Source organism: Nonomuraea sp. LPB2021202275-12-8, from assembly GCF_037044575.1.
In the GTDB taxonomy this organism is placed as follows: Bacteria; Actinomycetota; Actinomycetes; order Streptosporangiales; family Streptosporangiaceae; genus Nonomuraea.
The window spans coordinates 1-17,809 of sequence record NZ_JBAHWD010000065.1 but is presented as its reverse complement, the minus strand read 5'-3'; the positions used below and the strand labels follow the sequence as shown (position 1 = coordinate 17,809).

20 protein-coding genes are annotated in these 17,809 nt (G+C 71.4%); 12 read left to right on the top strand and 8 right to left on the bottom strand.

The genetic code is table 11. From position 1 onward, the window contains the following. Positions 1 to 146 precede the first annotated feature (146 nt). The 3 genes from V5E28_RS47495 to V5E28_RS47485 are packed head-to-tail and all read left to right on the top strand — an operon-like array spanning position 147 to position 3,614. On the top strand, positions 147 to 968 hold the full coding sequence (locus V5E28_RS47495) for a hypothetical protein (protein WP_336216912.1): 822 nt from the start codon (positions 147 to 149) through the stop codon (positions 966 to 968). A 10-nt stretch (positions 969 to 978) separates the two neighbouring features. Then, entirely contained in the window at positions 979 to 2,514 is a 1,536-nt protein-coding gene (locus tag V5E28_RS47490) for a M48 family metallopeptidase (RefSeq protein ID WP_336216911.1), read from the top strand. Then, the gene (locus V5E28_RS47485) at positions 2,511 to 3,614 is read left to right on the top strand and encodes a glycosyltransferase family 4 protein (protein ID WP_336216910.1); all 1,104 of its coding nucleotides are present in this window, start codon (positions 2,511 to 2,513) and stop codon (positions 3,612 to 3,614) included. The genes V5E28_RS47490 and V5E28_RS47485 overlap by 4 nt, the downstream gene beginning before the upstream one ends. Before the next feature lie 3 nt (positions 3,615 to 3,617). Here V5E28_RS47485 and V5E28_RS47480 read toward each other — a convergent pair whose 3' ends face one another. From V5E28_RS47480 to V5E28_RS47465, 4 genes are all read right to left on the bottom strand, one after another. Beyond that, on the bottom strand, positions 3,618 to 4,535 hold the full coding sequence (locus tag V5E28_RS47480; protein WP_336216909.1) for a carbohydrate ABC transporter permease: 918 nt from the start codon (positions 4,533 to 4,535) through the stop codon (positions 3,618 to 3,620). Then, entirely contained in the window at positions 4,532 to 5,404 is an 873-nt protein-coding gene (locus V5E28_RS47475; RefSeq protein WP_336216908.1) for a carbohydrate ABC transporter permease, read from the bottom strand. The genes V5E28_RS47480 and V5E28_RS47475 overlap by 4 nt, the downstream gene beginning before the upstream one ends. Then, positions 5,404 to 6,687: an ABC transporter substrate-binding protein gene (locus V5E28_RS47470; RefSeq protein WP_336216907.1), complete on the bottom strand. Its 1,284-nt coding sequence runs from the start codon at positions 6,685 to 6,687 to the stop codon at positions 5,404 to 5,406. Before V5E28_RS47470 ends, V5E28_RS47475 begins: the two co-directional genes overlap by 1 nt. Before the next feature lie 170 nt (positions 6,688 to 6,857). Further along, complete coding sequence (locus V5E28_RS47465; protein ID WP_336216906.1) at positions 6,858 to 8,633, bottom strand: AMP-dependent synthetase/ligase; 1,776 nt, start codon at positions 8,631 to 8,633, stop codon at positions 6,858 to 6,860. Between the two features lie 139 nt (positions 8,634 to 8,772). Between V5E28_RS47465 and V5E28_RS47460 the strand changes: the two genes are divergently transcribed. The 7 genes from V5E28_RS47460 to V5E28_RS47430 are packed head-to-tail and all read left to right on the top strand — an operon-like array spanning position 8,773 to position 14,486. Then, entirely contained in the window at positions 8,773 to 9,540 is a 768-nt protein-coding gene (locus tag V5E28_RS47460) for a metallophosphoesterase family protein (protein WP_336216905.1), read from the top strand. Between the two features lie 60 nt (positions 9,541 to 9,600). Continuing rightward, positions 9,601 to 10,038, top strand: a complete 438-nt coding sequence (locus tag V5E28_RS47455; protein WP_336216904.1) for an SRPBCC family protein — start codon at positions 9,601 to 9,603, stop codon at positions 10,036 to 10,038. Then, entirely contained in the window at positions 10,022 to 11,242 is a 1,221-nt protein-coding gene (locus tag V5E28_RS47450; protein WP_336216903.1) for an ArsA family ATPase, read from the top strand. Before V5E28_RS47455 ends, V5E28_RS47450 begins: the two co-directional genes overlap by 17 nt. A 29-nt stretch (positions 11,243 to 11,271) precedes the next feature. Then, positions 11,272 to 11,697 carry a hypothetical protein gene (locus V5E28_RS47445; protein ID WP_336216902.1) on the top strand — a complete coding sequence of 142 codons (426 nt, stop codon included), beginning with the start codon at positions 11,272 to 11,274 and terminating at the stop codon, positions 11,695 to 11,697. A gap of 14 nt (positions 11,698 to 11,711) precedes the next feature. Further along, positions 11,712 to 12,644 (top strand): ROK family glucokinase, encoded by a 933-nt coding sequence (locus V5E28_RS47440; RefSeq protein ID WP_336216901.1) that lies wholly within the window; start codon positions 11,712 to 11,714, stop codon positions 12,642 to 12,644. A 56-nt stretch (positions 12,645 to 12,700) separates the two neighbouring features. After that, complete coding sequence (locus V5E28_RS47435) at positions 12,701 to 13,336, top strand: endonuclease/exonuclease/phosphatase family protein (protein ID WP_336216900.1); 636 nt, start codon at positions 12,701 to 12,703, stop codon at positions 13,334 to 13,336. Between the two features lie 37 nt (positions 13,337 to 13,373). Continuing rightward, positions 13,374 to 14,486: a hypothetical protein gene (locus V5E28_RS47430; RefSeq protein WP_336216899.1), complete on the top strand. Its 1,113-nt coding sequence runs from the start codon at positions 13,374 to 13,376 to the stop codon at positions 14,484 to 14,486. On the opposite strand, the gene V5E28_RS47425 is transcribed toward V5E28_RS47430, so the two are convergent. Then, positions 14,483 to 14,947, bottom strand: coding sequence for a hypothetical protein (locus V5E28_RS47425; RefSeq protein ID WP_336216898.1), 465 nt, complete (start codon positions 14,945 to 14,947; stop codon positions 14,483 to 14,485). The two genes, V5E28_RS47430 and V5E28_RS47425, sit on opposite strands and share 4 nt — an antisense overlap. Before the next feature lie 46 nt (positions 14,948 to 14,993). Further along, positions 14,994 to 15,752, bottom strand: a complete 759-nt coding sequence (locus tag V5E28_RS47420; protein ID WP_336216897.1) for an alpha/beta hydrolase — start codon at positions 15,750 to 15,752, stop codon at positions 14,994 to 14,996. Between the two features lie 147 nt (positions 15,753 to 15,899). Between V5E28_RS47420 and V5E28_RS47415 the strand changes: the two genes are divergently transcribed. Beyond that, positions 15,900 to 16,601 carry a lysophospholipid acyltransferase family protein gene (locus V5E28_RS47415; protein ID WP_336216896.1) on the top strand — a complete coding sequence of 234 codons (702 nt, stop codon included), beginning with the start codon at positions 15,900 to 15,902 and terminating at the stop codon, positions 16,599 to 16,601. A 32-nt stretch (positions 16,602 to 16,633) separates the two neighbouring features. Here the strand turns inward: V5E28_RS47415 and V5E28_RS47410 are convergent, their stop codons facing one another. After that, positions 16,634 to 17,092, bottom strand: a complete 459-nt coding sequence (locus V5E28_RS47410; protein WP_336216895.1) for a MarR family winged helix-turn-helix transcriptional regulator — start codon at positions 17,090 to 17,092, stop codon at positions 16,634 to 16,636. Between the two features lie 82 nt (positions 17,093 to 17,174). Between V5E28_RS47410 and V5E28_RS47405 the strand changes: the two genes are divergently transcribed. Beyond that, positions 17,175 to 17,597 (top strand): DoxX family protein, encoded by a 423-nt coding sequence (locus V5E28_RS47405; protein ID WP_336216894.1) that lies wholly within the window; start codon positions 17,175 to 17,177, stop codon positions 17,595 to 17,597. A gap of 43 nt (positions 17,598 to 17,640) precedes the next feature. On the opposite strand, the gene V5E28_RS47400 is transcribed toward V5E28_RS47405, so the two are convergent. Then, a partial coding sequence (locus tag V5E28_RS47400; RefSeq protein ID WP_336216913.1) for a homocysteine S-methyltransferase family protein occupies positions 17,641 to 17,809 on the bottom strand: 169 nt, incomplete at its 5' end.

The following is a 17,809-nucleotide window of genomic DNA, read 5'->3' as shown; positions in this document are numbered from 1 at the left end:
TCATCTCGGGACGGGGCCTTCGCCGTCCCCGCGTCCTGTTCGGCAGTCCCCTTCTCCGCCCTTGACGGCCGTCCCGTGCGGCCGGCGTCGCGGAGGCGTGCCCGCGCTCGGTCCTGTGTCGGTGCGGCCGACTACGATCGGGCATCGTGTCCGTGCAGGTGAACCGTCGAGCGGTGCTGGCAGGCCTGCTGCTTGCCGGGGCCGCCACCGCCGGCGCGCCGATCCCGCCGGGCCCCGGGGGACGGGCACTCGCCGACGTCCGGGCCCTGTGGGGTGACGAGGCGGTGGTGGTACGGGGCACGAGTTCTCTGGTCGCCGGCCATCGCGCGCCCGCCGGGCTCCTCGGCGACCTGGCGCGCCGGGCGGACCTGGCCGGGCGGCGGGTGTCGGCCGTCCTGCGGAGGCCGGTGCGTCCGGTCGTCCTGGTGCCCGCCTCGACCGCCGCGGCCGCCCGGCTCGCCGGGGTGGCATCGGTCGACGGGCTGGCCGCCGTGGCGGACGGCGGGCGGACGATCGTGGTGCCCGAGTTCTTCGCCCGGCTCACACCGACCGGCCGGGACGTCGTGCTGACGCACGAGCTGACCCATGTCGCCGCCGGCACCGGCGGGCTGCCGGTCTGGCTCTACGAGGGCTTCGCCGACTACGTGGCCTACCGGGACGCCGGGCTGCCCGTGGGGGTGGCCGCCGCCGAGCTCGCCGCCGAGGTGCGGGCCGGGCGGTTGCCGCTAGCCCTGCCGGGCCCGGCGGACTTCGGCCTCCGGGCCGGCGGCACCCGGCTCGCGCGGGCCTACCAGGAGGCCTGGCTGGCGTGTCGCTTCCTCGCGGAGCGCTCGGGTGAGGAGACGCTGGTGAGGCTCTACGGTGAAGCCCAGACGGGCGGCGTCGAGCGGGCGCTCGCCTCGCTGGGGCTGTCGACCGGCATGCTGACGGAGCGGTGGCGCGACTATGTGCGCGAGCAGCTGGCGTGAGGGGACGCGAATGGACGATCGGGACAGGAACGACACGTCGGACGAGGACATCGGCGCCACCGAGACCGCTCGGGGAGCCGACGTGCCCCTGGGATCCGACGCCGCGCGCGGCGGAGGGACTGGGAGCGCCGCGAATCTCGGAGGCGCCCGGAAGGGCGTGAGCCGATGGGACAGCGGGGAGCCGGTGGGCGGTGCCGCTCGAGAGGCGTCGCAGCATGCGGCCGGCGGGCGGGGCGGTGACGGGCGGGGCGCGGCGAGGCATGGTGGAGGCGTGGCCGAAGCGGGGGAGGAGCGAGGGGCCGCGCTGCGGCGGCAGGCGGGTGCGGCGCTCGCGGTGCTGGGCGCGGTGATGGTGGGCGTGGTCGCCTTCACCACGCCGTGGCAGGCGCTGCCCGCCACCGCCCCGGTCGTCACGCCCGATCCGGCCAGGGACTTCACCGCGGCCCAGATGGCCAGGTCGCAGGCGTTCGACGCGGCCACCAGCGTGCCCAGCTATCTGTCGATGGGGATCGGCCTGCTGTTCGCGGGCCTGCTCGTCGCCACGCCGCTCGGCGCGAAGGTGCTGCGGGGCCTGCGCGGCCCCTGGTGGGTGCGGGTGTTGCTGGGCGTGCTCGTCCTCACCGTGATCGAGGAGGCCCTGAAGTGGCCGCTCGGCGTCTGGTTCGAGGTGGTGCTGCGCGACTACGGGCTGTCCACCCAGGACTGGGGGGCGTGGACCGGCGACCGGCTCAAGGGCGCGGGGATCAATGCCGCCCTGCTGGCCGTCATGGTGCTGGCGGTGGTGGCGCTGGCGCGCAGGGTGAGGCGCTGGTGGATTCCCGCCGCCGCGGGGGCGTTCGCGCTGACGGTGGGGGCCTCCTTCGTCTACCCGGTGGTGTTCGAGCCGGTCTTCAACGACTTCCACGCCATGCCCGCGGGAGCGTTGCGCACGAACCTGATGGCGATGGCCGAGCGTGACGGCGTCCCCGTGGAGGATGTGCTGGTGGCCGATGCCTCCCGCAGGACGACCGCGCTCAACGCCTACGTCTCCGGCTTCGGCGCGACCCGCCGGATCGTGGTCTACGACACGCTGCTCAAGGCGCCGCAGCCCGAGGTGGAGCTGGTCGTGGCCCACGAGCTGGGCCACGCCAAGTACCGTGACGTGCTCTACGGCACGCTGGTCGGCGCCATGGCCGCCGCGCTCGGCGCGATCCTGCTGTTCCTGGTGTTCGGGTCGGTACGCAGGCGGACAGGCATCTCCTCGATCACCGATCCGCGCGCGGTCGGTGTGATCATCGGGTTGATGAGCCTGGCCACCTTCCTGTCCGGTCCCTTGCAGAACGTGCTCAGCCGGAACGTCGAGGCCAGGGCCGACGCCCATGCCCTGGACCTGACGAGGGACCCGATCACGTTCACCGCCATGCAGAAACGCCTGGCAAGCACCAACATCTCCGATTTGTCGCCCGATGCGGTGGAATACGTGCTCTATGCCTCCCATCCCACGACTCCCCAGCGGATCGCCATGGCGCGCTCCTGGGCCGAGCTGAACGGCGTCCCCGGCCCGTGACGCGGGTCGTCTTCGTCACGAACGACTTCCCGCCCCGGCCGGGCGGCATCCAGTCCTTCGTGCACGGCCTCGCCCTGCGCACGCCTGGCGCGGCCGTCTACGCTCCGGCCTGGCCCGGGTGCGCCGAGTTCGACCGGCGGCAGCCGTACCCGATCGTCAGACACCCGGGCCGGCTCATGCTGCCCACTCCCGCGGTGGCCCGCCGGGCGGCCCGGCTGGTCGCCGAGCACGGCGCCGGCACGGTCGTGTTCGGCGCCGCCGCGCCGCTCGGCCTGCTGGCCCCCCGCCTGCGCGCGGCCGGCGCGCGGCGGGTGGTGATGCTGACCCACGGCCACGAGGCGTCGTGGGCGAGCGCGCCGATCTTCCGCTCGGTGCTGCGCAGGATCGGCGAGCACGCCGACGTGGTCACCTACCTGGGCGAGTACACGCGCGCCAGGCTGGCCGCCGCGATCGGGGCGGACAAGCTGGTACGGCTCGCGCCGGGCGTGGACATCGAGCTGTTCAACCCGCCGGCCACCAGGACGGGCCTCCCCGGCCTGGAGCGGGACGGGCTGGCGGGCCGGCCGGTGGTGGTCTGCGTGTCCAGGCTGGTGCCGCGCAAGGGGCAGGACCAGCTCATCAGGGCCTGGCCGGAGGTGCTGCGGGCGGTGCCCGACGCGGTGCTGCTGCTGGTGGGCGGCGGCCCGCACCGGCGCGAGCTGGAGAAGCTGGCCGCGGGCAGGCCGTCCATCGTGTTCACCGGGACCGTCCCGGCCGCCGACCTGCCCGGCTACTACGCCGCCGCCGACGTCTTCGCCATGCCGTGCCGCACCCGGTGGGGCGGCGTCGACGTGGAGGGGCTCGGCATCGTGTTCCTGGAGGCGTCCGCCACCGGGCTGCCGGTCGTGGCGGGCGCCTCCGGCGGCGCGCCTGAGGCGGTGCGGCACCGCGAGACCGGCCTCGTCGTCGACGGCGAGCGCGCCGAGGAGGTCGCCGCGGCGCTGATCGAGCTGCTGGAGAACCCCGACCAGGCGCGGAAGCTGGGCGAGGCCGGACGTGACTGGATCGCCCGGGAATGGTCCTGGGACCAGGTGGCCGCCCGCTTCCACACCCTCCTGTAGGCGCTATCCCTTGGTCGAGCCGAGCGTGAGCCCGGCCACGAACTGCTTGTGCAGGAGCTGGAAGACGATCAGCGTCGGCAGCGCCACCAGCACCGACCCGGCCGCCAGCAGGTTGTAGTCGGTGAAGAACTGGCCACGCAGGTTGTTGAGCGCCGAGGTTACGGGCAGCTTGTCGCCCGACGACATCAGCACCAGCGCCCACAGGAAGTCGTTGTACATCCAGGTGAACTGCAGGGTCGCCAGCGCCGCCAGCACCGGGCGGCACAGCGGCAGCGTGAGCTGGTAGTAGCGGCGCCACACGCTCGCCCCGTCGACCAGTGCCGCCTCGGTGATCTCCTCCGGGATCGTGCGCATGAAGTTCGCGATCACGAACACGCAGAACCCGAACTGGAACGCCAGATGGATGAGGATCAGCCCCAGGTAGGAGTCGTACAGCGACTGCGAATCCGACAGCCAGGCGGGCAGCGGGACCAGGGTGTAGAGGCTGTACAGCGGGGTGATCAGCACCTGCGGCGGCAGCAGGTTGCCCGCCGTGAACACGATGAGCAGCGTCTTGCGCCCGGGAACCCGCGCCCGCGCGATGGCGAAGGCCACGAACGACGCCAGGAACAGCGTCAGCACCAAGGCGGGCAGCACGATGATCAGCGTGTTCAGGTAGTAGTGGGGCAGCTCCGCCTGGCTCCACGCCCGCCCGTAGTAGTCCAGGGTGAGCTGCTCGGGCAGGGAGAAGTAACCCAGCCTGGCGGTCTCGTCGTAGGGCCGCAGCGAGGCGTAGACGGCCAGGGCGAGAGGCAGCAGCCAGCCGAGCGCCACCAGCGCCAGGAAGACGTGCAGCAGGATGCGCAGCGGCCGTAGCGGGCGGCGGACCGGCTCGGCCCGTCCGCGGTCCGGCCTGGCCTCGGGGGGCGCGGTGAGCGTCAACGTTCCTCCCTGAACAGCTGCGACAGGTAGGTGACGATGAAGCCGAGCGAGATCACCAGCAGGATCACCGCGATCGCCGAGCCGAACCCGATCCTGCTCGCCTCGCCCACGATGTTCTCCGTGACCAGCACCGACAGCAGTTCGAGGCCGTTCCTGCCCTTGTTGATGGCGTAGACGATGTCGAACGCGCGCAGCGCCTCGATCACCGTGATGACCAGCACGATCACGTTGACCGGCCGCAGGGTCGGGAACACCACGCGGAAGAACGCCTGCGCCTCGGACGCCCCGTCGATGGCCGCCGCCTCCTTCAGCGCGGGGTCCACCGCCTTCAGCCCGGCCAGATAGATGATCATCACGTAGCCGACGTGCCGCCACGCGGCCGCCACCATGACCACCCAGATGTTGACCGACCGGTCGCCGAGCCAGTCGACCGACATCCCGGTCACCGAGTTCAGCACGCCGTAGTCGGCCGAGTAGACGAGCTGGGCGATGAACCCCACGACGGCCAGCGACAGCACGACCGGCATGTACAGCGCGCTCTGGTAGATCCGCGACAGCCGCAGCCGCCGATCCAGCAGCACCGCGCAGAACAGCCCGAACGGGGTCGCGACCAGCCCGAGGAAGGCCAGCCACAGGATGTTGTTGCGGACGGCGGACCAGAACGGGGGATACTCCCCGGCCAGGTCGCCGTAGTTCTGCCCGCCGACCCACTCGATCGGCCCGATGCCGCTCCAGTCGGTGGCGGACAGGGCCACGGAGGCCAGCGTGGGCCCCCAGATGAGGCCCACGTTGACGATGACGGCCACCCCCAGCCCGATGACCAGCACGGTCACGTCGCGGGCGGAGTAGCGACGGGTTTTGAGGGCCATCAGCGGAAGATGTTGGCCTTCTGCTTCTCGATGCTCACCAGGAGGGAGTCGATCTCGGTGGGCTTGTCGACGAACGACTGCAGGGACGGGATCATCACGGTGGACGCGAAGTCGGGCCGGGTGTCCCGGTCGAGGAACTGCGCGAGGTGCTTGGCCTGCGACACCAGCTCCGCGCCGCGCTTCTGCAGCGAGCTGTAGCCGCTGGTGTCGGCCTTGGAGCTGGCGGCCAGGGTGCCCGGGTCGAGCCCGGTGGCCACGTTCTGCGAGGACGCCTGCCCGAAGTGCTTGATCAGCGCCTTGGCGCCGTCGACGTTCCTGGCCTTGGCCGAGATCATGTAGCCGTCGATGGGCGCGTCGATCGAGTCGGTGCCGTAGCTGGGATTGATCTCGGGGAAGGTGAAGAAGTCCAGGTCGTCGCGGTCGGCCTCCGGGAACTGCTGGGCGACGAACATGCCGAGCAGGTACATGCCGGTCTTCTTCTGCGCGAGCGACTGCCCGGCCTCCTGCCAGGTGCGGCCGAGCGCCGCCGGCTGGTGATACTCCATCAGCCCCCGCCAGGTGTCGAACACCTGCTTGACCCTCGGGTCCGTCCACGACTCCTTGCCGCCCATGAGCGAGATGTGGAAGTCGTAGCCGTTGGTCCGCATGTTGATGATGTCGAACGTGCCCATGGCGGGCCAGCCGTCCTTGTCGGCGAACGCGATCGGGATCAGCCCGTCGGCCTTCATCTTCCTGGCCAGCGCGGTGAACTCGTCCAGCGTCTTGGGCGGCTCGTACCCCTTCTCCTCCCACACGCTCTTGCGGTAGAAGACCGCCCACGGGTAGTACGTGAACGGCACGAAGTACTGCTTGCCGTCGACGCCGGTCGAGGCGTCCTTGAACGCCTGCGTGTAGTCGCCGCCGATCTCCCGCCACACGTCCGAGATGTCGGTCGCCAGCCCCTGCTCGGCGAAGAACTGCATCCGGTAGCCGGCGAACCAGGTGAACACGTCCTCGGGGGTGCCCCTGAGGTAGCGGTTGATGTTCTCCTGGAAGGTGTTGTGATCGACGGTGTTGATGTTCACCTGGGCCTGCCTGAACGCCTTGACCACGGTGTCGAGGGACTTCTTCGGAACCTCGTCGGAGGCGTTGGAACCGATGGTGACGGTGCCGAGGTTGCCGGAGGTGCTGCCCGGGGCCGGCTGGTCGGATCCGCCGCACCCGGCGAGGATGGCGGGGACGCCGAACGTGGCGGCGGCCCCCAGAAGTAGGTTGCGGCGGGATATCGGCGGGCGTTGGTCCATGGGTGGTTCCTCCTTGGCGGACCCTCAGATTCCCCCGAGTTCGCTCACCCTTCATCGAAAAGGCAACATTTCAAACTGTCAACGCTCGGGCACCGCGGGATGTGCGGCGAAACGAAAAGGCCGCCAGGGAGCCTGGCGGCCTTCAGGAAGGGCTGTCTCGCAGCCCCAGGTCAGCCGTGCCCGCCGTACAGAGCGTCGATGTCGGCGGCGAAGTCCCGCAGGATGAGGTTGCGCTTGACCTTGAGGGTCGGCGTCAGGTGGCCGCTCTCCTCGGTGATGTCCGCGGCGAGCACCGTGAACTTCTTGATCTGCTCCGCCTTGGACACCAGGCTGTTGGCCCGGTCCACCGCCCCCTGCACCTCCGCCAGGATCCGCCCGTCGGTGCGCAGCTCCGCAGGGGCGGCGGACGGGAGCCCGTTGGCGGGCGCCCACTGCTCCAGCGCCTCCGGGTCCAGCGTGATCAGGGCGCCGACGAACGGCCGGCCGTCGCCGACGACCATGGCCTGCGAGATCAGCGGGTGCGCCCGCAGGGTGTCTTCCAGCGGGCCGGGCGCGACGTTCTTGCCCGCGGCCGTCACCAGGATCTCCTTCTTGCGGCCGGTGATGCTCAGGTAGCCGTCGGCGTCGAGCTCGCCCACGTCGCCCGTGTGGAACCAGCCCTCGGCGTCGATCACCTCGGCCGTGGCGTCGTCGTTGTGCCAGTAGCCGCCGAACACGTTGCGGCCCCGGGCCAGGACCTCGCCGTCGTCGGCGATGCGCAGGGTGACGCCGGGCAGGGGCTTGCCGACCGTGCCGATCTTGTTGGCGCCCGGCATGTTGACCGAGCAGGGGGCGGAGGTCTCGGTCAGGCCGTAACCCTCGAAGACCTCGATGCCGACGCCCTTGAAGAAGTGGCCCAGCCGCTCGCCGAGCGCGGAACCGCCGGACACCGCCGCCGACAGCCTGCCGCCCGTCGCCTGGCGGAGCTTGCCGTACACGAGCCTGTCGAACAGGGCGTGGCGCAGGCGGAGCCCGACTCCCGCCCCGCCGGAGCTCTCGGCCCGGCTCCAGGCGACGGCCACGTCGACCGCGCTGGCGAAGATCTTGCCCTTGCCGCCCGCGATGGCCTTCTGCTCGGCGCCGTTGTAGACCTTCTCGAACACCCGGGGCACGCCCAGCAGGAACGTGGGCCTGAACCCCTGCAGGTCGGGGGCGACGTTCTTCATGTTCGGGGTGTGCGCGATGACCGCGCCCGCCTCGATGAACACCACCTGGATCATGCGGGCGAAGATGTGCGCCAGCGGCAGGAACAGCAGCGCTGCCGGGTCCTTGGCGCGGAACAGCGGCTCCAGCGGCCCCGACAGCACGTTGCGCGCGGTGAACAGCAGGTTGTCGTGGGTGATCAGGCAGCCCTTGGGCCTGCCGGTGGTGCCGGAGGTGTAGACGAGCGTCGCCGCGTCGGACGCCGAGACCCGCGCCCTGCGCTCGTGGACGGCCGAGTCCTCGACGCCGGTGCCGTCGAGGGCGGCGTCGACCCGCCAGACGTTCTTGAGCTCGGGCGCCGCCTCGCGCACGGTCTCCTCGTGCGCGTCGAGCTCGACGAAGACGGCCTTGGCGTCGCTGTCGGACAGGATCCACCGGACCTGGTCGACCGAGGAGGTCTCGTAGACGGGCACGGTGACCGCGCCGACGGACCAGAGCGCGTAGTCGATGAGCGTCCACTCGTAGCGGGTGCGCGACACCAGCGCCACCCGGTCGCCGTGGCCGATGCCGGCCCCGATCAGCCCTCTGGCGAGCGCGACCACCTGGTCCCGGAACTCGCCGGCGGTGACGACGGGCCAGCCGTCACCGTCCTTGCGGCGCATGATGATCCTGCCGGGCTCCTGCTCGCCCCGCTCGAACACGGTGTCGGTCAGGCAGGCTGAGGCAGGAACATCCACCAGCACGGGGACGCTGTACTCGCGCACGGATCCACTCCTCCAGGTGCACGCCGGGGATAACGGCCTGGACGTTACCGCGATAAGTTACGCACGGGTAGCCCCCGTCATCCAGGCGTTATGAAGGGCTTTCATCACGCTAGCAGCCCCTGCTCGTAGGATGCCCCGCATGAGGGTCCACGTGGTCAGCGACGTACACGGCAGGGCCGACGCGTTGGCCAGAGCGGGCGACGGCGCCGACGCGCTGATCTGTCTCGGCGACCTGATCCTGTTCGTCGACTACGACGACCACGCGCAGGGCATCTTCGCCGACCTGTTCGGCGCCGAGCGGGCCGCGAGGTTCATCGCCCTGCGCACCGCCAAGCGCTTCGACGAGGCCAGGGCCATGTCCGCCGAGCTGTGGGCGAGTCTCGACGGCGACCCGCGCGAGCACATCGAGCGCAACGTGCGCGCCCAGTATCGTGACCTGTTCGCCGCCATGCCGGTCCCCGCCTACCTCACCTACGGCAACGTGGACATCCCGCGCCTGTGGGGCGACTACCTGCGCCCCGGCCACCAGGTCCTCGACGGGCAGCGCGTGGAGATCGGCGGCCTGCGCTTCGGCTTCGTCGGCGGCGGCCTCAGGACCGACTACCGCACGCCCAACGAGATCAGCGACGAGGAGTACGCCGCCAAGGTCGAGGCCGTCGGCGAGGTGGACGTGCTGTGCTGCCACATCCCGCCCGCGGTGCCCGAGCTCCTCTACGACGTGGTCGCCAGGCGCTTCGAGCGGGGCAGCGAGGCCACGCTGGAGGCGATCAGGCGCACGCAGCCGCGTTACGCCCTGTTCGGGCATGTGCACCAGCCGCTGCACCGGCGCACCCGGATCGGCCGCACCGAATGCGTGAACGTGGGCCACTTCCGCGGCAAGGGCGTTCCCTACGTCCTGGAGTGGTGATCAGGGCCGCTTCGTCCTGCGGTCCACCGCGAGGAGCGGATTCTGCACTACGGTGGTCGCATGGCTGATCGCACCACTTCGAGCATCACCATCGACGCCGGCCGCGCCGCCGTGATGGCGGTCATCGCCGACCTGCCGGCCTACCCCGAATGGGCCGGGCAGGTGAAGAGCGCCGAGGTGCTCACCTCGGGCGCCGACGGCAGGCCGGAGACGGTCAGGTTCGTCCTGGACGCCGGCGTGATCAGCGACTCCTACACCCTCGGCTACACCTGGGTGGACGACGAGAGCGTGAGCTGGCGGGTGATCGAGCCCGGCAAGATGATCTCGCGGCTCGACGGACGTTACCTGCTGGCCGAGACGGGCAGAGGGATCGAGGTGACGTACGAGCTCGCTGTCGACCTCGCCGTCCCCATGATCGGCATGATCAAGCGCAAGGCGGAGAAGGTGATCGTGGACACCGCGCTCAAGGGCCTCAAGAAGCGTGTCGAAGGCCGCTGAGGTGAGCCCGCGGGTCCTGCTGTTCACCGGCAAGGGCGGCGTCGGCAAGACGACGGCCGCCGCGGCGACCGCCACGCTCGCCGCCAGGCGCGGGTTCAAGACGCTGATCGTCTCCACCGACACCGCCCACTCGCTGGCCGACGCGCTCGGCGTCGAGCCCGGCGAGGTGGCGCCCGGCCTGCACCTGCACCAGGTCGACACCCAGCGGACGATGGAGCGCCACTGGGGCGAGCTGCAGGACTACGCCAGAGGCCTGCTGGCCGAGCTGGGCCTGGACGAGATCACCTCCGAGGAGATCACCGTGCTGCCCGGCGCCGAGGAGGTCATCGCCCTCCTGGAGCTGCGCGAGCACGCCCGCGAGGGCCGCTGGGACGTCATCGTCGTCGACTGCGCCCCCACCGCCGAGACGCTGCGGCTGCTCGCCCTGCCCGAGGCGCTCGACTGGCACATGACCAGGCTGATGCCCGTCGGCCGCAAGCTCATGCGGCTGGCCTCACCGTTCGTGCGCAGCGTGGCGCGGGTCAGCGCGCCGGGCGAGGAGGTGATGAGCGCGGGCGAGCGCTTCCACCGCGGCCTGCTCGAGGTGCGCGAGCTGCTCACCGGCGACCAGACGTCCGTCCGGCTGGTGCTCACGCCCGAGTCCGTGGTGCTCGCCGAGGCCAGGCGCACCCTCACCTCGCTCAACCTGTACGGCTACCGCGTCGACGCGGTGATCGCCAATCGCGTCTTCCCCGACGGCGGCGCCGACGAGTGGCGCGCCCAGTGGGTGGCCGCCCAGTCCAGGCTGCTGACCGAGGCCGAGGAGTCGTTCTCGCCGCTGCCCATCCACGTCGTCCCCTACCTGCCGGCCGAGCCCGTGGGCCGCAGCGCGCTGGCCGCGCTGGGCGAGGCGCTCTACGGCGAGGCCGACCCGTTCGCCGCTCCCTCGGTGGAGCCGCCGCTGCGGCTGGCCGCCGACGAGCTGACCCTCGCCCTGCCCGGCGCCGAGCGGGACGACGTCGACCTGGCGCGCAAGGGCGACGAGCTGATCATCACAGCGGGGCCGTACCGGAGGATTCTGGCGCTGCCCGCGGCGCTGGCGCGCCGGCAGATCAGTGGAGCCGTGCTCCGCGACGGCCTCCTCCGGGTACGGTTCACCTCGGAGGCGAAACCCGACGAAGCGAACGTAGCGGACGCCCCTGAGGAGGGGCCGGCCGCGACGTGAGCAAGGGCGCGCACGAGCCGGGAGGGCACATGACAGACAGCACGAACAACGACAGGGACCCCATCGGGACCGTCGCGGAGGAGGCGCGCAAGCTCTTCGACTCGATCCAGGGACGCGCCACCCGCCAGGTCGGCAGGAGCGTGTTCAACTCCTTCACCGGCGGCGGTGGCGGCGGGCACGCCCAGAAGGACGTGTGGGGCGAGGCGGTCTCCGACTCCGATGACGAGTACGTCTGCCGTGCCTGCCCCTTCTGCCGGGCGATCGCCGCCCAGCGCGAGGCGGCCGGGGCCGGGGCGACGGGCGCCGCGGGAGATGTCGCCGGGCACATCATGGCCGCGGGCGGCGAGCTGTTCGCGGCGTTCCGGCAGGCACTCGACTCGCTGAGCAAGCCGGCCCCCCGCGCGCCGCGTGACGACCGTGGCCGCGACAATGTGGAACACATAGACCTGGGATAAAGGGGACATCGGCAATGCTCACGATCGGTGTGGACATCGGCGGGACCAAGGTCGCCGCGGGTGTGGTCGACGACGACGGCACAATCGTCGCGCAGGCGCTCAGGCCCACCGCCGCCGATCGGCCTGACGTGGTCGCCGAGACGGTCGCCGACGTCGTGCGCGAACTCGCGCAGGGCCGGCAGATCGAGGCGGTCGGCGTCGGTGCCGCCGGGTTCGTCGACGAGACCCGCTCGATCGTGCGCTTCGCCCCCAACCTCGCCTGGCGCGAGGAGCCGCTGCAGAAGAAGATCGGCGGACTCGTCGGCCTGCCCGTCGTGGTCGAGAACGACGCCAACGCCATGGCGTGGGGCGAGGTCAGGTTCGGCGCGGGCCGCGGGCAGTCCCACGTCATCTGCCTGACCATCGGCACCGGCATCGGCGGCGGCATCGTCTTCGACGGCCGCCTCTACCGGGGACGGTGGGGGATGGGCGCCGAGCTGGGCCACATGCAGGTGGTGCCGGACGGCCGCAAGTGCGGCTGCGGGCGCCACGGCTGCTGGGAGCAGTACGCCAGCGGCAACGCGCTGGTCGCCGACGCCAGGGACATCGCCGCCGCGCATCCCGAGCAGGCCCGGATCCTCATCCGGCTGGCCGGCGGCAGGATCGAGGGCGAGGAGGTGACCGAGGCGGCCCGGCAGGGCGACGAGGCCTCGCTCGCCGCGTTCGCCCGCGTCGCCGACTGGCTCGGCCAGGGCATGGCCGACCTCGCCGCGGTCCTCGACCCCGGCTGCTTCATCCTGGGCGGCGGCGTGTCCAGGGCCGCCGACCTGTTCGTCGACCGGGCCCGCGAGGCGTTCGAGGAGCGGCTGACCGGCAAGGGGCACCGGCCGGTCGCCGAGGTGCGCCTGGCCGAGCTCGGCGCCTCGGCCGGCCTGGTGGGCGCCGCCGACCTGGCCCGCAAGCGCTGACCGTCAGGGCGGCCACCTACAACCTGCGTGGCCTGAAGGACAGCGTCCCCGCGCTGGTGCGGGTGATCACCGCCATGCGCGCCGACGTGGTGTGCGTCCAGGAGGCGCCGCGGCTGCCCAACTGGCGCGCCAGGCGGCGGGACCTGGCCGCGCGCTGCGGCCTGCGGGTCGCGGCGGGCCGCAGGCTCGGTGGCGTCGCCGTGCTCACCGGCCCCCGCGTCCGGGTGCTGCACGCCGAGAGCCACGTGCTCAGGGTCTTCGCCGGCCTGGAGATCCGCGGGCTGGCCGTCGCGGTCGTCGAGGTGGAGGGGGCCAGGCTCGCGGTCGGCTCCCTCCACCTCGACCTCGACGGACCGGCCAGGTTCCGCCACGCCGCCGAGGCCATGGCGCTGATGCGCGGCGTGGCCGGCAGGTTCGGCGCGGAGATCGTGCTGGGCGCCGACCTCAACGAGCACGCGCACCAGCCCGCCTGGCGCTACCTCGCCGCCCAGCTCACCGACTGCTACGCCGAGGCGCCCGACGGTGACGGGCTCACCTTCACCGCCAGGCGGCCCCAGCACCGCATCGACGCGCTGTTCGCCGCGCGCGGGATGCGGGTGATCTCATGCGGCCGCGCGGACGCCTCGAAGGCCGATCTGGCCGAGGCGAGCGACCATCTGCCGGTCCTCGCGGAGTTGCGAGTTGTCCCGTAACGGGCAATCGACGCCCCCCAGCCAATAGCATTTGCTCATGACCCGTCGCACTCTGCGGCGTGCGCTCACCTTGATTTTGGCGACATCCGTGGCCCTGCCTGCGGCTACGCCCGCCGCGCATGCCGACCCGCGCCCCGCTGCCATCGACGCGTGGCAGGAGTCGACGAGCGTGCGCCTGACCGCCGACGGATCTCTCTCCGACGTGCTCGCGCTGTCCTCCGGCGACGTGTGGGCCGTCGGCCAGCAGCAGATCTGGGACGTGTGGAAGAACCGCGGCACGATCCGCCACTGGAACGGAGAGCGCTGGAGCGAGGTGGCGATCCGCGACGCCACCGGCGCCGGCAACCTGCGCGCGATCTCCGCCGCGGCGCCCGGTGAGGTGTGGGCGGCCGGTGACGGCCATGACGGCCTCCCCTACCTGGCCCGCGGCGACGTGAGCGGCTTCGACCGCGTCAGGCCGCCGGGCCTGCGCAGCGGCGACTGGCTGGGCGGGGTCGACGCCGGGGACGAGCGGGTGACGGCGGTCGGCAGCCGCGACGGCAACGGTCTCATCGTCGGCTGGCGCGAGGGGGAGTGGACCTTCCAGGTCACCAAGGAGGAGGGCGCCCTCTACGCGGTGGCCGGCGCCTTCGCCGTCGGCGACACCGGCACCGCCCCGCTGATCATGCACTACGCCGGCGGCACGTGGAAGGCCATGCCGGTGCCGTCGATCCCCGGCGGCTACCTGCGCGACATCCAGGTCGACAGCGGGAAGCGGGCGCTGGCCGTCGGCGGCGTCTACAGCGGCCCCGGCAAGGTCGAGCCGCTCGCACTCGCCTGGAACGGCAAGCGCTGGCAACGGCTGGCGCTGCCGGCCCGGGGGGCGCGCCTCTACGGCGTGACCGGTGACGGCAAGGGCCGCTACTGGATCGCCGGATACGACCCGGCGCACGCGACGGAGCCGTTCATGCTGCGCTGCGAGAAGCGCTCGTGCGAGATCATCCGCGGTGGCGCGGCGGAGGGCAGGAGCAGCGTCAGGCTGCAGGCCGTCACCTACCTGGCAGGCAGGCAGGCGGTGTGGGCGGTCGGGCACGCCGTGGACGCCAAGGAGCGCTACACCGACGTGGTGGAGTCCTTCGGACCGCGAAGCCCCGAGCCCGCCAAATCCTAGAGGACCGCCCCGTCGTCCCAACCCGAGTCGTTCGGCGGGCCGTCGCCCATCCGCACCACCAGGGCCACGAAGCCGCCGATGAACGCCGCCACGGCGGCGAACAGCGCCCAGCCCTCCATGCGCCAATCGGCCATCGCCGCGACCAGCAGGTAGGCGGGACCGCCGAACAGCGCCACCCACGCCAGCTTGGTCGTCACATCCAGCTTGGGCAGGGGAGGCGGCACGGGCGGCTCGAAGTGGCCCTCCTCGGACTCCTCGTCGTCGCCGTCCGGTGCCTCGTCGAGGGGCTCGTCCTGCTCCTCGTCGGACTCCTCCGGCGGCCTGACCACCCGGCGCGTGGGCTCGGCGGGGACGTTCTCGCTGTCCGGCCATGGCTGATCAGCCGAGTCGCGCTCGGCCGTGTCGTTGAAGGACGCGACGATCTGCCGCCAGACCTCGTCCTCGTCACTCTGGGGCGTCACCTAGATGGGCCTCTCCGCAGCGATCGCGACTTCCCCCTGGGTGCGATCAGTCCCTCTGCAAGGGTACCGAGGCATGTGTCCGGATGAAGTCGAGGCTCCCGGCAAAGATCCTGTCGGCATCGTTGTCCAGCGTCGCAACATGGTAGCTATCGGTAAGCTCCTCGATCGTGGCCTGAGGCACCTTCTGGCGAATGATCGCCACGCTTTTCGGTTTCACCACGTGGTCGTCGGCGCTGTGGAAGACCAGCAGCGGCTGCACCACCTTGTCCAGGTCGGCCTGGACCAGCGACCACAACCCGGGCAGTGACGCGGCGGCCTTCACCGGAGTGCGGGCATAGGCCAGCTCGGTCACGCCCGGTTTCTTGACGTCGTTCGCCACCCCCGGAACGGAGGCGATGAGCCACTTGAGCACCGGCGCCAGCCGGAGCAGCGGCACGTCGTTGGCGATTGACGGGTTGACCACCATAACGCCTCTGATGGCGGCGCCGTGCACCTCGGCCAGCCGCAGCGCCAGGCAGCCACCGAGTGACAGCCCCGCCACGAACACCTCCATGCAGCGGCCCCGCAGATTCTCGAACGCCTTCTCGACCTCGGCGTACCAGTCCTCCCACCGGGTACGGTTCATCTCCTGCCAGGTGGTGCCGTGACCGGGCTGGCGGGGCAGCGAGACGCTCACCCCGTGCCCGGCCAGATATTCGCCCCACGGCCGCAGCGACTGCGGGGTGCCGGTGAAGCCATGGCACAGCAGCACGCCGACCTCGCCTGCGTGGTGGAAGTAGGGCTCAGCGCCTGGCATGAGCGGCATAACAGCTCCTCCATGCAATTTCATCCCCGAACTGCCCGATCGTCGCACGATCGGGGCCAATTGTGCGAGAGCTGGTGTAGGAGCATCGAGGTCGGAGTGGGAAGATGACTACGCTTGCCGACCAAAGCCTGAGGAAGAGGTGGCCGGGTGTTCTACTGGGTGGTCAAGGCCATCTTGGGGCCGATCCTCCGCGTCGTCTTCCGTCCGTGGGCGGAGGGCGTCGAGAACGTGCCCAAGCAGGGGCCGGCCATCCTGGCCGGAAACCACCTGTCCTTCGCCGACCACTTCTTCGGCCCGCTGAACCTGCGCCGAAAGGTCATCTCGCTCGGCAAGTCCGACTACTTCACCGGGCGCGGCATCAAGGGCTTCTTCAGCAGGCTGTTCTTCAGCGGGGTCGGCACCGTGCCGATCGACCGCTCCGGCGGCAAGGCCAGCGAGGCCGCCCTGCGCACCGGCCTGCGCGTGCTGGGCGAGGGCCACCTGCTCGGCATCTATCCGGAGGGCACCCGCTCGCCCGACGGCCGGCTCTACAAGGGCAAGACGGGCGTCGCCAGGCTGGCGCTGGAGTCACGCGCGCCGGTCATCCCGTGGGCCATGGTCCACACCTACGAGATGATGCCTCCGGGGCGGCCGCTGCCCAAGCTCGGCATCCGGCCCGGCGTCAGGTTCGGCAAGCCGCTCGACTTCTCCCGCTACTACGGGATGGAGGACGACCGGCTGGTGCTGCGCGCGGTGACCGACGAGATCATGTACGCCCTGATGGAGCTGTCCGAGCAGGAGTACGTCGACAAGTACGCCGCCAGCGCCAAGGTGGAGATGGAACGCGCCGCCCGCGCCGCCGGCGGCTGACGGTCTCATGGCAGCCGCCGGCTGACGGGGGCTCACTCCGCGCGCAGCGCCTGCTCCGTCTTGGTCATGGCGGTGGTCATGGACTCGAGCTCCTCGCGGGTGAGCCTGTCGATCAGATAGGCGCGCACCACGTCCAGATGGCCCGGGGCCACCTGGCGCAGGCACTGGATCCCGGCCTCGGTGATCACGGCCAGGACGCCCCGGTCGTCCGACGGGCAGGTGGTCCGCTCGACCAGCCCGGCCTTCTCCAGCTGGTTGATCTGATAGGTCAGCGCGCTCTTGGACACCACGACACCCCTGGCGAGCTCTGTCATGCGCATCTGTCGGCCAGGCGCGTCGGCCAGGCGCACCAGGATCTCGTACTGTGGGTGGGTCAGCCCCGCGGCCGACTTGAGCTGCTCCTCGATGCGCCGTTCTAGCAGGTGAGAGGTGGACAGGAAGGCACGCCAGGCCGCCATCTCCGTCGGGTCCAGCCATCGGGTCTCCGTCACGGGCCAAGTGTACTGGTTGTTCAGATTTGTACTTTACGGCTAGAGTACTGGTTCAAATCTGAACGAACTCTGAGGAGTCGGAATGCTTGACCAGGCGCGTAACATCGCACTGCTGCTCGCCCGGGTGGCCACCGGGATGATCTTCCTGGTGCACGGCTACCAGAAGTTCGCGACGATGGGCATCGCGGGCACGACCGCGTTCTTCGAGTCGATCGGGATCCCGCTGCCGGGCGTGGCCGCCCCGCTGGTGGCGGCGCTGGAAGTGGCCGGCGGGATCGCGCTGATCCTCGGCGCCGCGCTGCCCATCGCGGGCACCCTGCTGGCGCTGGACATGGTGGGCGCGATCCTGTTCGCGCACCTGCCTGCCGGCTTCTCCGTGGGCGAGGGCGGCTACGAGTTCGTCCTGGCGCTGGCCGCGGCGAGCCTGGCCGTCGGTTTCACCGGTGGCGGCGCGCTGGCCCTGGACAGCGTGCTGGGCCGCCGCCGCGCCGCGGCGGCCGCCTAGCGGCGGGCGTGGCCCGCCGCCGTTCGCCTAGCGGCGGGCGTGGTCAGCCGCCGCCCGCCGCTCCGGAAAGGGGGGGGGGGATCTGCCTGATGTGCTCGGGAGGGGTGCGGGCGCAGCCGCCGAGCAGCGAGGCGCCCGCGGCCTGCCACCCCTTGGCCGCCTCGCCGTACTCCCCGGGGGCGGCGCGGCCCCGCCACCCCCCCCGGGCGGCG